15 protein-coding genes are annotated in these 14,337 nt (G+C 60.3%); 9 read left to right on the forward strand and 6 right to left on the reverse strand.

Annotated elements, in window-relative coordinates:
• Positions 1-12: 12 nt before the first annotated feature.
• The 4 genes from zipA to IEX75_RS00990 all read right to left on the reverse strand — a co-directional run bounded on the left by zipA (position 13) and on the right by IEX75_RS00990 (position 5,249).
• Positions 13-1,017, reverse strand: a complete 1,005-nt coding sequence (gene zipA, locus IEX75_RS00975) for a cell division protein ZipA (RefSeq protein ID WP_423373284.1) — start codon at positions 1,015-1,017, stop codon at positions 13-15.
• Positions 1,018-1,046: 29 nt separating this feature from the next.
• A complete protein-coding gene (smc, locus tag IEX75_RS00980; protein ID WP_188792400.1) occupies positions 1,047-4,556 on the reverse strand; it encodes a chromosome segregation protein SMC in 3,510 nt (1,169 codons plus the stop codon).
• 133 nt (positions 4,557-4,689) lie between these two features.
• A complete protein-coding gene (locus tag IEX75_RS00985; RefSeq protein ID WP_188792401.1) occupies positions 4,690-4,950 on the reverse strand; it encodes a BolA family protein in 261 nt (86 codons plus the stop codon).
• On the reverse strand, positions 4,947-5,249 hold the full coding sequence (locus tag IEX75_RS00990) for a YciI family protein (RefSeq protein WP_188792402.1): 303 nt from the start codon (positions 5,247-5,249) through the stop codon (positions 4,947-4,949). Before IEX75_RS00990 ends, IEX75_RS00985 begins: the two co-directional genes overlap by 4 nt.
• A gap of 266 nt (positions 5,250-5,515) precedes the next feature.
• Between IEX75_RS00990 and IEX75_RS00995 the strand changes: the two genes are divergently transcribed.
• The 7 genes from IEX75_RS00995 (at position 5,516) to IEX75_RS01025 (ending at position 9,890) form a co-directional block, all read left to right on the forward strand.
• On the forward strand, positions 5,516-5,836 hold the full coding sequence (locus IEX75_RS00995) for a hypothetical protein (protein WP_188792403.1): 321 nt from the start codon (positions 5,516-5,518) through the stop codon (positions 5,834-5,836).
• 4 nt (positions 5,837-5,840) lie between these two features.
• Positions 5,841-6,215 (forward strand): GntR family transcriptional regulator, encoded by a 375-nt coding sequence (locus IEX75_RS01000; protein WP_188792404.1) that lies wholly within the window; start codon positions 5,841-5,843, stop codon positions 6,213-6,215.
• Entirely contained in the window at positions 6,212-7,069 is an 858-nt protein-coding gene (locus tag IEX75_RS01005) for an ABC transporter ATP-binding protein (RefSeq protein ID WP_188792405.1), read from the forward strand. The genes IEX75_RS01000 and IEX75_RS01005 overlap by 4 nt, the downstream gene beginning before the upstream one ends.
• Complete coding sequence (locus IEX75_RS01010) at positions 7,066-8,031, forward strand: hypothetical protein (RefSeq protein WP_188792406.1); 966 nt, start codon at positions 7,066-7,068, stop codon at positions 8,029-8,031. The genes IEX75_RS01005 and IEX75_RS01010 overlap by 4 nt, the downstream gene beginning before the upstream one ends.
• A 159-nt stretch (positions 8,032-8,190) precedes the next feature.
• Positions 8,191-8,601, forward strand: coding sequence for a hypothetical protein (locus tag IEX75_RS01015; protein WP_188792407.1), 411 nt, complete (start codon positions 8,191-8,193; stop codon positions 8,599-8,601).
• A 154-nt stretch (positions 8,602-8,755) separates the two neighbouring features.
• A complete protein-coding gene (locus IEX75_RS01020; RefSeq protein WP_188792408.1) occupies positions 8,756-9,283 on the forward strand; it encodes a hypothetical protein in 528 nt (175 codons plus the stop codon).
• A gap of 10 nt (positions 9,284-9,293) precedes the next feature.
• Positions 9,294-9,890, forward strand: coding sequence for a hypothetical protein (locus IEX75_RS01025; RefSeq protein ID WP_188792409.1), 597 nt, complete (start codon positions 9,294-9,296; stop codon positions 9,888-9,890).
• Between the two features lie 100 nt (positions 9,891-9,990).
• On the opposite strand, the gene IEX75_RS01030 is transcribed toward IEX75_RS01025, so the two are convergent.
• Complete coding sequence (locus IEX75_RS01030; protein WP_188792410.1) at positions 9,991-11,388, reverse strand: class II fumarate hydratase; 1,398 nt, start codon at positions 11,386-11,388, stop codon at positions 9,991-9,993.
• A gap of 106 nt (positions 11,389-11,494) precedes the next feature.
• Here IEX75_RS01030 and purB point away from each other — a divergent pair, with 106 nt between their 5' ends.
• Together purB and IEX75_RS01040 are read left to right on the forward strand one after the other, a co-directional pair.
• The gene (gene purB, locus IEX75_RS01035) at positions 11,495-12,862 is read left to right on the forward strand and encodes an adenylosuccinate lyase (protein ID WP_188792411.1); all 1,368 of its coding nucleotides are present in this window, start codon (positions 11,495-11,497) and stop codon (positions 12,860-12,862) included.
• A 66-nt stretch (positions 12,863-12,928) separates the two neighbouring features.
• Complete coding sequence (locus IEX75_RS01040; protein ID WP_188792412.1) at positions 12,929-13,681, forward strand: sulfite exporter TauE/SafE family protein; 753 nt, start codon at positions 12,929-12,931, stop codon at positions 13,679-13,681.
• Between the two features lie 14 nt (positions 13,682-13,695).
• Here IEX75_RS01040 and IEX75_RS01045 read toward each other — a convergent pair whose 3' ends face one another.
• Positions 13,696-14,304 carry a hypothetical protein gene (locus IEX75_RS01045; RefSeq protein WP_188792413.1) on the reverse strand — a complete coding sequence of 203 codons (609 nt, stop codon included), beginning with the start codon at positions 14,302-14,304 and terminating at the stop codon, positions 13,696-13,698.
• Positions 14,305-14,337: the final 33 nt, after the last annotated feature.

The raw sequence follows: 14,337 nt of genomic DNA on the forward strand, positions 1-14,337 counted from the left end.
AAGCGCGGCGCGTCAGCGACCAAAATGAATTTCGCCGCCGTCGTGATCACGATCCCAGCCACGAAGTTCATCGCGAATATGCGCGATACGTTGGCGTCCCAGCGCGTTGCGCTCTTCATCCAGCACCTGACCATCCAGCAATTCGGCCAGGCGTTGCGCGGTGGGCAACATCGCATCCCACGCATCAAGCGCGGTGACCGGGCCCGGCAAGGTCATGAAGAAACTCAGGCCAGGCGTGCGCAAGGTATCGAGGCGGGTCAGGTCGAAGCTGCCGGGCTTGAGCATGTTGGCTACGCTGAAGATCGGTCCTGCTTCACGCTTACCGTCCACCAAGCGGTGATAGATACCCATGTCGCCGTATTCGAGACCGGCTTTTTCTGCGGCGACGATCAAATCCGGACCGTTGAAAGCCTGACCTTCACGCGCCATCACGAACAGGCTCACGATGCGTTCCACCGGTAGCTGTGTGGGACGCTTGCCAAGATCGGAACGCGGCGGAACGCGAGGAGATGCCGCGGGTGTGGGGGCCGGCACAGACGTTTTTGCAGGCGGCTGTACAGGTGCAGGGGCCGCGATGGGCGCTTGTTCGGCAGGTGCTGTGCGCGTCACTTCCGGCTGCGAGGGTGAACGCAGCATTTCCACGATGGACGCGGACTGTCCGGTCGGCTTGGGGCCGTGCGCCGTTTCATGCCGTTGATCGGCCAAGGTGGCACCCAGCTTTTCCAGCTCGGCGCGCAGATTGACGTCCAGTTCGCCCTGGTGCGGCTCGGGCTCTTTGAACACAGGGTCCATGTGATCCAGCGGATCAGCGCCGAATGTCTCATCCTCTTCAATCGGCTCGCCTAGCGTGGGTTCGCGCCGCTCTACGCTGGGTTCAGGCGCAAGACGCCGCTTGCCCTGCTCTTTCTTCGGCTCGCCGAACAGCCACACCAGCACCAGCACAATCAGGCCGACAGCCGCCAACGGAATGCCGACCCAGGGGTTCCATGCAACAGCCAATTCGGTTCCAAGCATGATGTACACCTCTACTTCAGGCCGCCTCTACCTCAGGCAGCTCCGACCAGTTTGCTGGCCTCGGCAAGATCGACCTGCACGAGTCGGGAAACACCCGGTTCGCGCATGGTAACGCCGCAGAGCTGGCTGGCCGCTTCCATGGTGGCCTTGTTATGGGAGACAAAAATGAACTGCACCTTTTCGCTCATCTCCTTCACCATGTTGGAGAAGCGGCCGACGTTCGCTTCATCGAGCGGCGCGTCCACCTCATCCAGCAGACAGAACGGTGCGGGATTGAGTGCAAAGATCGCGAACACCAGCGATACCGCGGTCAGCGCCTTCTCACCACCCGACAGCAGCATGATGTTGGAAACACGCTTGCCGGGTGGCCGCGCCATGATCGACACACCGGTGCTGAGCAAATCATCACCGGTCAATTCCAGATAGGCATGGCCGCCACCGAACAGGCGCGGGAACAGCTCCTGCACGCCGGCATTCACGCGATCGAAGGTTTCCTTGAAGCGCTGGCGCGTTTCGCGGTCGATCTTCTTGATCGCGTTTTCCAGCGTTTCCATCGCGCTGGTGAGGTCGGTGAGCTGGTTGTCCAGATACGTCTTGCGCTCGCTCTGCTCGGCGTGCTCCTGGATCGCCGCGAGGTTCACCGGTTCCAGGCGCGCGATCTTCTGCGCGAGATCGGTAAGCTGTTGACGCCATTGCGCAGCATCAACATCTTCAGCCAGTTCGGCAAGCAAGGTTTCGAGATCGAGCCCCGAAGCGGCAATCGCTTCGGCAAGCTGCTCAGCGCGCATCTGCAAGGCCTGCGCTGCCAGCTTCTTCTCGGAGAGGCTCTCGCGCAAACCGGACAGATCCTGTTCCAGGTTGTGGCGCTGCTGCTCCAATTTGCGCAGGGTGATATCGCAGTCTTCCAGCGCACGGCGCGCTTCCACCAGTTGCTTGTCCACCAGCAGGCGCTGGTCGAGGTAAGTCTGGCGTTCGGCTTCGAGTTCGGCGATGGGGTCGGAACCGGCGGCGAGTTGTTCGGTAATTTCGGTGCGACGCGCTTCGATCTGACGAATCTGGTTGTCCATACGCGCCAGCGCCTGGTCCAGCGAGGCGAGTGACGAACGCTTCGATTCCATGCTCAGCGCCAACGCGTGCGCCTGGTCGGCGGCCTCGCGCGCGTTCATACGCGCTTCTTCGCGGGCTTCCAATAACGCGCGGCGCTCGTTTTCCAGTTCGCGGCGTTGGTCTTCCAGATCGCCCATGTTGTTGACGGACTCGTCCAGGCGCGCGCGCGCTTCACGCGTTTGTGTTTGCAGTTCGTCCATCTGCTCGAGCAGCGCCGATAGTTCACTGGCAACTTTCTCGGCACGTGCACGCGCGGTTTCGACCTTGCCGCGGTGGCTTTGTAATTGGCCGGCTAGTTCCGACTGGCGACGATGCGCGTTGTAGAGCTCGCGCTGGGCATCGTCGCGAGCACGTTCGGCTTCGAATTTGCTCGTGCGCAAATCATCCAGGCGCGCAGTAGCCTCCTCGATCCGCGCTTCCAGTGATTCGATCTGGTCGGTAAGCGTGCGGATCTCGCGCTCGCGCGCCAGCACGCCCAGCTGGTTGCCTTGTGCACGGCGCACGCTGGCCCAACCAGGACCAAGCCATTCGCCTGCGCGAGTGATCACTGACTGATACGGGGCCAGCGCTGAAAGGCCGGAAACGCGCTGATGCGCATCCTCGATGGTTTCAGCGGTGAGTACATGGCCCAGGATGGTCATGGCCGCAGCCGGACCACGCACGTGTGCAGCCAGCGTGCCGGCCGTGGCAGCACCACCTTCCGCCGCGTCGAGCAGGGCAACGTCAGCATGGGTCAGTGCATGGAATTCCCGCGCCAGATCATGCGCACCATCGACGAGCACACTGTCGATAAAGCCGGAAAGTACGGTTTCAACTGCCGTCTCCCAGCCAGCTTCCACTTGCAGCACTTCGCCGAGTCGACGCTTTTTGTCGAGACCGAATTGCGACAGCCACGCGCTAGCTGGACTTTCTTCCTGCCCCAACGCCGCATGCTGAAGCGCTTCAAGCGAGGCGAGACGACCGCGCGCAGTTTGCAGTTGCTGACGCGCATCGTTGAGCGTGCTCTGCACCTGACGCTCTTCGTCGAGCACCTTCTCGTACGCCAGTTTGTGCTGATCAAGCATGCCGCCGAGTGATTCGACGCGTTCGCGCTGCGTGTCGTGTTCCGTATGCAATTGTTCGGCCGCGGCGTCCAGTGCAGCGACGTCGGTAGCCTTTTGCTCGGTCTCCAAGGCGTCCTTGCGCTTGGACAAGTCCATCGCCTGGCGATCGAGATAAGCGAGCTTGGTGCGCTCCACTTCGGCGGCACGGCTGGCTTCACCGGCCGTGCGCGTATAGGCATCCCAACGCTGTTGCCAATCCGCCAGCTTGGTTTCGGTCTGACGCAGGCTCTCGCCTGTGTCATCTTGCATCTGCTGCAGGGATTCCAGCTTCGGCTCACCTTCTGCCAGCGCCATGCGCAAGGTTTCTACTTGATCACGATCGGTGGCGATATGCGCAGCCAATTCGGTGTATTCGCGCTCGGCATCCTGTTGCGCACGTTGCAGACGATCGGCCGTTTCCTTGTTGAAGCGCACCTGTTGCTCGACGCGCGCGATTTCCGAACCGACCTTGTAGACCTCGGCCTGCACCGCGTTCAAGTGTTCACTTGCTTCCGTGTGGCGTTCACGCACGCCTTCAATCTGCGATTCGATCTGACGCTGCTCGGCCAACCGCTTTTCGATTTCGATTTCAGCCGCAGAAAGCCCCTGCCCTTCGCCATCGCGTTGGCCCTTGAGGCCGCGGTATTCCAGTGCACGCAGTTCGGCTTCCTTGCGTGTCTGCTCTTCCTTATAGCCTTTCCAGCGCTCAGCGGCACGCGCCTGACGATTCAGGTGTTCGAGCTGTTTGTCCACCTCGTCGCGCACGTCGCGCACGCGGTCAAGGTTCTCGCGCGTAGCCTTGATGCGGCTCTCGGTTTCCTTGCGGCGCTCCTTGTATTTGGAGATGCCGGCGGCTTCTTCCAGATGCGTGCGCAGTTCTTCCGGATGCGCCTCGATGATCTGGCTGATCATGCCCTGCTCGATGATCGAGTAGCTGCGCGGCCCTAAGCCGGTGCCAAGGAACAGGTCAGTGATGTCACGGCGGCGGCAACGCGCGCCGTTGAGGAAATACGAAGACTGTCCGTCACGCGTTACCTGGCGCTTCACCGAAATTTCGGCGTACTGGCCGTATTCACCCTGGATGGTGCCGTCCGAGTTATCGAAGATCAGCTCCACCGACGCCTGTCCCACCGGCTTGCGCGCATTGGAGCCGGAAAAGATCACGTCCGTCAGCGAATCACCGCGCAGACGACTGGCAGCACTTTCGCCCATCACCCAACGAATGGCATCGATGATGTTGGACTTACCGCAACCGTTAGGTCCCACCACGCCCGTCATATTGGTAGGCAAGTGCAAGGTCGTCGGGTCGACGAAGGACTTGAATCCGGCAAGTTTGATCGTGGTTAGGCGCATGCAGATTCAGATGCTCGAAAAGGGATGGCCCGCAAGCGCGGGCGACGGGTCACTGTGCCAAACGCGGGACAGCGCCGCAATGCGTGGTGGATGATCAGACAGCTCCGCCTTGGAGCAAGCCGTTGACGCTCAATCAATGGGGCGACTTGGCGTCGATCGACAGCGCGTGGATGCCGTGATCCATCAGCTCGCCCAGCGCTGCGTACACAAGCCGATGCCGCTTGATCGGCAACTGCCCGGCAAAGGCGGCACTCACGATGCGCACATGGAAATGCCCTTTCCCCTCGTTCGCGTGGCCGGCGTGCTTATAGCCTTCATCGACCACGTCGAGCTCGACCGGCTGCAGCGCTGCGGTAAGCCGCTGGCGGATTTCCTCGACCATGGCTGCCGTCATGCCGGCAACACCTTGCGGAAAGGCTTGACGCTGACGCCGGCATAGACATCTGCATCCACATACGGATCGGCCTTGGCCCACTGCTCGGCCTCGGCCAGCGAGGGGAATTCGGCCACGATCAGACTGCCTGTGAAACCCGCCGGGCCGGGCTGTTCGGCGTCAATCGCTGGGAATGGTCCCGCGAGCAACAGGCGCCCTTCCGCCTGCAGTTGCTCCAGGCGCGCCAGGTGGGCCGGACGCGCGGCCGTACGGCGTTCCAGTGACTCGGGATAGTCCGTACCGGTGATGACATACCACATGTAGCAAGCGCTCCTCGTAAGGGATCGGCGAGTTTAGCCCACCGGCCGCAAGGACCCCAGGGTGATGCCTGTCAGATGCGATCCCTGACGACGTTCGCTGCCGGGGCCGCCTACCGCCAAGCCATGCTTGGTCCGGCCTGGGACACCGCCTATCGCCGTTTTTCCCCTAGGCCATGAGTCATAGCCATCTCGTCATTGACAGTCTCGAACATGGTGTTATAGTTCACTACAACACCGGTTCACGACAGCACTAAAGGAGAGCAGACATGAAAGCGCCAAACCCGATCGCCATCACCGCCGCGGTTCTGTTCACCACGGTCAGCCTGATCGCCGTAACTTCCGGCAACCCGAAACTCCCCGCCGCCCCCAGCAACGGCGAAAAAGTATTCACCCTGCCTGGCATCGAAGTGCACCCGACCGCCGAAGACCGGCGCGCCGCATCGCTGCTGAGCGAAGCCAGCCTGACCATCGCCAACTCGCCGCTGGCCAACAAAACCGAAAGCGCCGCAAGCCTGCTCGGTGCACAACTGGCCATGCCCTACTATTCGTTTGGCTCCACCAAGTTCGCCGGCATCAGCAAGGAATAAATTCATGGCCATCACCTGGAACGACAGCGTCCCGATCTATCGCCAGCTACGCGAACGCGTCGTGGCGATGATCCTGGACGGCGCCTTGAACGAGGGCGACCCGCTGCCGTCAGTACGCCAGGTGGCAGCGGATTTTCAGATCAATCCGCTCACGGTTTCCAAGGCGTACCAGGAACTGGTCGACGACCAACTTGTAGAGAAAAGGAGGGGGCTGGGCATGTTCGTCACCGATGGAGCGCGCGAGGCGCTACTCAAATCCGAACGCGAGCGCTTTTTGCGCGAAGAATGGCCGGCGCTGTACGCACGCTTGCAGCGCCTCGGGCTGGACCTTAAAACCCTGATGCGCGAAGCGCCGAAGGATGCGGAGAACCCGTCATGAACGCGGTCGTTACCGCCAGTGGTTTGAGCAAGCACTACAAGAACGCGCTTGCGTTGGACAACGTGAGCTTCCAGATTCCCGCCGGCCGCATCGTGGGTCTGATCGGACCCAACGGTGCGGGCAAGACGACCGCGCTGAAAGCCATCCTGGGTCTGACCGATTTCCAGGGCCAGCTCAACGTGCTGGGATTGGACCCGCGCAGTCAGCGCGACAAGCTGATGGAAGAAGTGTGCTTTATCGCTGACGTCGCCGTACTTCCGCGCTGGATCCGCGTGCGTGAGGCAATCGACTTCGTCGCCAACATCCATCCGCGCTTCAATCGCGCGAAATGCGAAGCCTTTCTGGCGCGCACCAAGCTCACGCCCGATCAACGCGTCAAGCAGATGTCCAAAGGCATGATCGTGCAGTTGCATCTGGCCCTGGTGATGGCGATCGACGCCAAGCTGCTGGTGCTGGATGAACCCACACTCGGCCTGGACATCCTCTATCGCAAGCAGTTCTACCAGAACCTGCTGGAAGACTACTTCGACGAAAACAAGACGATCATCGTCACCACCCACCAGGTCGAGGAGATCGAACACATCCTCACCGACCTGATGTTCATCCGCGACGGCAGGATCGTGCTCAACACCGATATGGAAGCCATGGGGGAACGTTTCGCCGAGGTCATGGTGAGCGCGGACATGGCCGCCACCGCGCGTCAGCTCAAACCGCTGGACGAGCGCCAGATATTCGGCAAGAGCATTTTCCTGTTCGACGGCGTCGATCAGACGCAGCTCCGGGCGCTGGGCGAAATCCGCCGGCCTTCGGTCAGCGACCTGTTCGTCGCCACCATGAAGGGGACCTACGCATGAAAACCGTCTACTGGCTGGTCAAGCGCGAATTCTGGGAGCACCGCGGTGGCTTTATCTGGGCGCCGGTGATCACGGGCATCGTGTTTCTGATATTGAACTTGATGGGCATCGTTAGCGGCGAAGTGCTGGGCGCCCGCCATGGCTTTCATTTCGGTCCGCTGGAAGGCGAAGACATCGCGTCGAAAATTCGATCGCTCGATCCCCATCAACTGCAACAAGTAGGTTCGGCGCTGGATCTGGCCATGCTTTCATCGAGCTTCTTGATCAGCGTGGTATTCGCTTTCGTGGTGTTTTTCTACTGCCTCGGGGCGCTCTACGATGACCGGCGCGACCGCAGCATCCTGTTCTGGAAGTCACTGCCGATCTCTGATTTAGCAACCGTGCTGTCCAAAGTCATTGCAGCGGTGCTCATTGCTCCCATCATTGTTGTGATCTGCGGCGTGCTTACTGGCCTCGCGATGCTGCTGTTGTTCACCATCACGCTATCGTTTCATGGTGTGAGCCTGTGGTCGCTGCTGGCCCTCGCACATCCGTTTCAGGTGGTTGGCTTTCTGATCGGCAGCATTCCGCTTTACCTGCTGTGGGCGTTGCCAACCGTAGGCTGGCTGATGCTGTGCTCGTCCTGGTCCAGGAGCAAACCGTTCTTGTGGGCGGTGGTAATTCCGGTCGCACTCGGCGTGATGATCAGCTGGTTCAACCTGATGGGATCGGCCGGATTCAAGAGCAACTGGTACTGGCGCGACATCGTGGCCCGCGTACTGTTCAGTGTGTTTCCGGGAGGTTGGCTACGTGATACCGCTGCCCAACAACTGGGTGACAATCCGGATCACATCGGCAACTTCTTCACCCTTTCCAATTCCTATGCCGTACTGGCCACACCGGATATCTGGATCGGCGCCGCGGCAGGTATCGCGATGCTGGCCGGCACTGTATGGTTCCGCCGCTGGCGCGACGACAGCTAAAAAGCAACGATCCGATCGACGCATCCATCATCTGAAGGGGAACATATGGTGAAGTTTCAACGGGCACTCTTGCTGCTGGCAGTCTGCGTCACGATCAGTGCATGCGATATGGCGACAACCCATCTGGCAAGCGGCGGCATCACGCTGAAGGACGACATCGTGAGCCTGCACGTGAAAGACATTCCAGACGCCATGATCGATGCGTCCGGCAGTTTGAGCATCGATGGCAAAAGCATCGCAGTGACATCGCCACAACGCGGCCTGCTGATGCTCTACCAACGGGCCGTCATGGATGTCCATGATACCGGCCTCGCCATGGGCAAGATCGGCGCAGGCATGGGCACGCAGGCGATCAAGAATGCTGTCGACGGCAAGTCAAAGGCTGAGCAGGATAAGGATGCCGAGGCCGGCTCAGCCAAGATGGACCAGCTCTTTCAAAAGATGTGCGACGACGAAGCCAGCATCAAGAGCTTGCAAGATCAACTTGCTGTGCAACTGCCAGCGTTCAAGCCTTACGGCAGCATCCTCAGCAGTGAAGAGGTGACTGAGTGCTACAAGGATAAGCATTAAGGACGGAAACCTACCGCCGATTGTCAAGGGGCCACCAAGACACGTTTCGAGATGACTGGATGAAGGACCATCAAGCCATCCATGAAAAAATGGCTATGCGTTATTGCCTTTGACCGGATTCCCGGCAATCCATGATCTGAAGGTGAGGCACGTCATGAAGTATCAAAGGATAATCTTGCTGTTGACCCTGTGCACGTGCGTCGCCGCCTGCGACATGCCTGATTTCAGTTACAGCGGCGAAAACGGCAAGGCCACACTGAACGGCAATGTGCTGACGTTGCATGTCGACAGTTCGCCTGATGCGACGATCGGGTCCTCAGGCGACTTCACCGTAGATGGCAAAGCCCTACCGCTCGCTCCGGCGCAACGTGGCCTGTTGGTGCTCTATTACCAGGGTGTGACGGACATTCGCGAACAAGCCAGCGGTATGAAAGCGGGGATAGTCGCCGCCAAAAACGCCTTCGCTGCAAAACCCGATGCAGACGCAAAACAAAAACTCAAAGACACCGTGGTGTCGCAGGCCCATCAGCTCACGGTGAAGATGTGCCAGGACGAGGCCAACCTCAAGACGGTTCAAGATCAACTCAATGCGCAGGTTCCCGCATTCAAGCCGTACGGGGACATCTTCCGTGCCCGCAGCGCAGAAGATTGCATAAAGGACAATGATAATGACAATGACTAGGAGCACCGTCATGCATCGTGTACCTCTTTTCGCTGGCGTGATGGCGCTGTGCGGCCTGCTCGCTGCGTGCAGCGACCATTCGGACAACCACGACATCACCATCGTCCACTCCGGTGGGCGCATTACCGTGATCAACAGCACTGTCACTGGTCTATCTCGTGGCCGCTTACATCTCGGCAATGGTGACGTGGCTGTGCGCACTGATGGTGCGCCTGATGCCATCATCAGCGCCAACGGCGATTTACAGATCGATCAGCATCCCGTCGCAGTCGACGATGCACAACGGTCATTGCTCAAGTCGTACTACAGCAACGCCATGCTGATCCTCGCCGATGGCATCGCCACCGGCAAGGCGGGCGCCGCGTTAGGTGAGGAAGCGGCAAAGAGCGTGGTGACTCGGCTTGCCAGCGGCGACCCCGACAAGATCCAACAAGATATTGATGCCAAGACCAAACCACTGAAAGAAGCGGCACTGAAGATTTGCGCCGATCTTGGCAACGTCAAGAACAGTCAGGATCAGCTTGCTGCAACGCTGCCGGCATTCAAGCCTTATGGGGATATCATCAGCGGCAGTGATGTGGATGATTGCAAGAAGAGCGACGACTGATACCGCCCCGCGCATTGTTACGTAGGTTGGGGTGTAAACCCCAACATTCGGGTGTGATGTGCATGGCAATGTTGGGGTTTGCACCCCAACCTACATGGCATCAACCACCACTGCCTCCGCCACCGTGAATACCGCCTTTGGTCAACGCACGCGGATCAAGCAGCTTCTTCAACTCATCTTTGGAGAGCCCTGATTGCTCCAGCGCCACATCCATGATGGGGCGTTTCTCCTTGTAAGCCTGCTTGGCGATCGCTGCACCCTTCTCGTAACCAATCACCGGATTCAATGCGGTCACCAGGATCGGATTCATCGCCAGTGCCTGGTTCACGCGTTCGGTGTTTACGCGAAAACCTGCAATCGCCTTGTCAGCCAGCAAGCGTGTGACATTCGCCAAAATGTGGATCGACTGCAGCAAGTTGTAGGCGATCAACGGCAGCATCACGTTGAGCTGGAAATTACCGGACTGACCCGCCACGGTGATGGCTGCGTCATTGCCGATCACTTGTGCGGCGACCATCGCGGTGGCTTCCGGAATCACCGGGTTTACCTTGCCCGGCATGATCGACGAGCCTGGTTGCAGCGCGGGTAGTTCGATTTCGCCGATACCGGCCAGGGGACCGGAGTTCATCCAGCGCAGATCGTTGGCGATTTTCATCAACGCCACCGCCAAAGCCTTGAGCTGGCCGGAGAGTTCCACGGCGGCATCCTGCCCAGCCATGCCTTCGAAATAATTGGCGGCCGAATCGAAACGCACGTCCGTGAGTTTCTTCAACTCGCGCGCCACGCTTAGGCCAAATTTCGGATCGGCATTGATGCCGGTGCCGACGGCCGTGCCTCCAAGCGGCAATTGCCGCATGCGCTTCAAGCTGTCCTCGATGCGCTCGATGGCCGATTCGATTTGCGCGGACCAGCCCGACAATTCCTGCCCAAACGTCACCGGCATCGCATCCATCAAATGCGTGCGCCCGGTCTTGGGCACCTGGCGCAGTTCGCTGGCACGGCGGTCGATAACGCGTTTGAGATGTTTCAGCGCCGGCAGCAACTCTTCATGCGTGGTAAGCGTGGCGCTGACGTGGATGGCGGTGGGAATCACGTCGTTGGAGCTTTGTCCGTAGTTCACGTGATCGTTGGGATGCACCTTGCTGCCGGCCTTGGCGGCGAGATGTGCAATCACCTCATTGGCATTCATATTGGTGCTGGTGCCCGAGCCGGTCTGGAACACGTCGATCGGGAACTGGTCGTCGTGCTGCCCTTCGGCCACGGCCAGCGCGGCTTTGCGGATGGCGGCTGCCTGCCCTTTCTTCAGATACCCAAGTGCGAGATTGGCCTCGGCTGCCGCGGTCTTGATCAAGCCTAGTGCGCGAATGAAAGGACGCGGCAGATGCAGGCCGGAAATCGGGAAGTTGTCGATCGCACGCTGGGTCTGCGCGCCGTACAACGCCCCGGCAGGCACCTTCAGCTCGCCCATGCTGTCGTGCTCGGTACGGAAGTCGGCCATGGTTCGCCTCATGCGGGGTGGGGAGACCGGGCCGACTATAAGCCCGCCAACGTTAGCTGCGGAGCAATGTAAAATGCCGGGTTCTGATCCTCCCGGAAGCTCCCCGATGTCCACCCACGCTCTCACCGCCCTGTCTCCGCTGGACGGCCGCTACGCCGGCAAGACCGAAGCGCTGCGCCCGATCTTCAGCGAATTTGGCCTCATGCATCGCCGCGTGCAGGTGGAGATCGAATGGCTGCTGGCGCTGGCTGCGGAAAAAGGTATCGCCGAGCTTCCCGCCTTCACGCCGGAACAGGTGGCCAAGCTGAAGGCGATCGCCAGCGATTTCAGCGTAGACGACGGTGCACGCATCAAGACGATCGAAGCCACGACCAATCACGACGTCAAAGCGATCGAGTACTTCATCAAGGAGCGCATCGGCAACGATGCAGCCCTGGCACAGGCCAAGGAATTCGTGCATTTCGCCTGCACCAGCGAAGACATCAACAACCTCTCCTACGCGTTGATGCTGCGTGACGCGCGCGCGCATGTGCTGCTGCCATGGCTGGACAAGATCATCGCCAAGCTGCGCGAACTGGCGCATGCGAATGCCGAGCTGCCGATGCTCTCGCGCACACATGGCCAGACCGCTTCGCCCAGTACGCTGGGCAAGGAACTGGCGAACGTCGTCGCGCGTCTGGAACGCCAGCGCAAGCAGCTGGCGAACGTGGAAATCCCTGGCAAGATCAACGGTGCAGTCGGCAATTACAACGCGCACGCGATCACCTATCCGGAAGTGGACTGGCGCACCTTCTCGCAGCGCTTCGTCACCGGCCTGGGCCTGGACTACAACCCGTACACCACGCAGATCGAGCCGCACGACGGCGTGGCCGAATACTGCGACGTCGTGCGCCGTGCCAACATCATCCTGATCGATCTGGCGCGCGACGTGTGGGGCTATGTTTCGCTCGGCTATTTCAAGCAGGCGCTGAAAGCGGGCGAAGTGGGTTCGTCCACCATGCCGCACAAGGTCAACCCGATCGACTTCGAGAACGCCGAAGGCAATTTCGGCTTGGCCAACGCCCTGCTCGGCCATTTTGCCGAGAAACTGCCAATCAGCCGCTGGCAGCGCGATCTCACCGACTCCACCGTGCTGCGTGCGCTTGGCACTGCCTTCGGTCACACCTTGGTGGCGCTGGAGTCACTGCAGAAGGGCCTGGGCAAACTCAACGTCAATGCGGACCGCCTCGCCGCCGATCTGGACGCAAGCTGGGAAGTGCTGGCCGAAGCCGTGCAGACCGTGATGCGCCGCTATGGTTTGCCTGAGCCTTACGAACAATTGAAGGCGCTGACGCGCGGCCAGGGCATCACCCGTGATTCCATGCGCCAGTTCATTGCAGGGCTGGCACTGCCCGAAGATGCCAAGCGACGCCTGCTTGAGCTTACGCCTGCCACCTACATCGGCCTCGCCGTCGACCTGTCGAAGGCGATCTGATCCGCCAGACCGGACAATCACGAGTGCATTTGTCATGATGCGCTCTGCCCGGTTCCTGCGAGCGTCATGGCGCCTTTTTCCGAATTTCTGCTGTTCACCGGTATCGGTGCACTGGCTCAGCTGGTGGATGGTGCGCTGGGCATGGCATATGGCGTCACATCGGCCGGCATGCTGCTGGGCGTGGGCATGCCGCCAGCGCTGGCAAGCGCCAGCGTGCATTACGCGGAAACCTTCACCTGCGGCGCTTCCGGACTCAGCCATTGGTGGGCTGGCAATGTGCAACGACGCCTGTTTCTGGTGCTGGCCATTCCAGGTGTGATCGGCGCCGTGCTCGGCGCCACGGCACTGGCGCATATGCCGCCCATCTGGATCCGGTATTTCCTCACCCCCTACCTGCTGGGCATGGGCCTGTTCCTGCTCTTTCGCACCACCAGGCGCAAGGATCGACGGCGGGATGTGCCACGCGGCACCGGGGTGTTGGGATTTGTCGCTGGCGTACTGGATGCGGCGGGCGGGGGCGGATGGAGCGCGCTCACCGTCACCACGATGGTCGCGCGCGGACAGGAGCCACGTGTCGTGATCGGCAGCGTGCACTTGGCCAAGTGCGTCGTCAGCCTGGCCGCCAGCATCACCTTTCTGCTCAGCATCGGCGAAAGCAAATTGCACGTGGTGCTGGGCTTGATCCTGGGCGGCGTGATTGCGGCGCCATTCGGTGCCTGGTTGGTGCGCCGCCTGCCACCGCGCGTGTCCACGCTAATGGCCGGGCTTACCGTGTTGGCGCTGGGTATCTACAACTGCTACCACTTACTGCGATCGTAGGCTTGCACCCCAGCCTACCGTGATAATTCGCAGATCCAGTTTACTTCCCAGTTTCTACCGCCATCCGGCGAAAACGATTGCTCCATCCGCGCCGCATGTGGCGAGATGTTGAGCCACATCCAGCGCACCAGCACCACGCGATCCTTCCAGGTGATGCGGTTATAGAACTCGCCGCGATTGCCGTGGAATTCACCGACGACAGGTGCTGCGGGGTCCAACTCGCCGTTGTCCAGGTCCAACCCGTAGATGATCCACTGGTGCGTTGACGGGTTGTACATGCGCAGCGTCTGTGCCCTCAGATGCTGTGTCTTGTCGGTACTGGTGACGTCGAACTGCTCGAAGTTGGCATTGGTGTCGAGCAACTTGTGGTGATTGGAAATGCCGTCGTACTCCACCCACTTATGCGAGCCGACCAAGCGATCCGGCAGGCGGCGGACGTGTGCTTTCCAGTCGCCGATCAGGAAGTCGAAATCATGCGAGCCGTCATGCTGCGGCCCGGCCAGTACCGCGGTGGGGTCGGATGGACCTTGATCCGCCGTGGCGGGAAAGGCGATGCCTAATAACCAAATGACACCTATCAAGAAAGCGAGGAACTTCGGTGCAGCCAGCCTCAGCGCGACCATGCTTTCCTCCTGTTCCGGCGCCACCCGGATGGA

The organism is Dyella nitratireducens, assembly GCF_014642835.1.
Taxonomy (GTDB): Bacteria; Pseudomonadota; Gammaproteobacteria; order Xanthomonadales; family Rhodanobacteraceae; genus Dyella_B; species Dyella_B nitratireducens.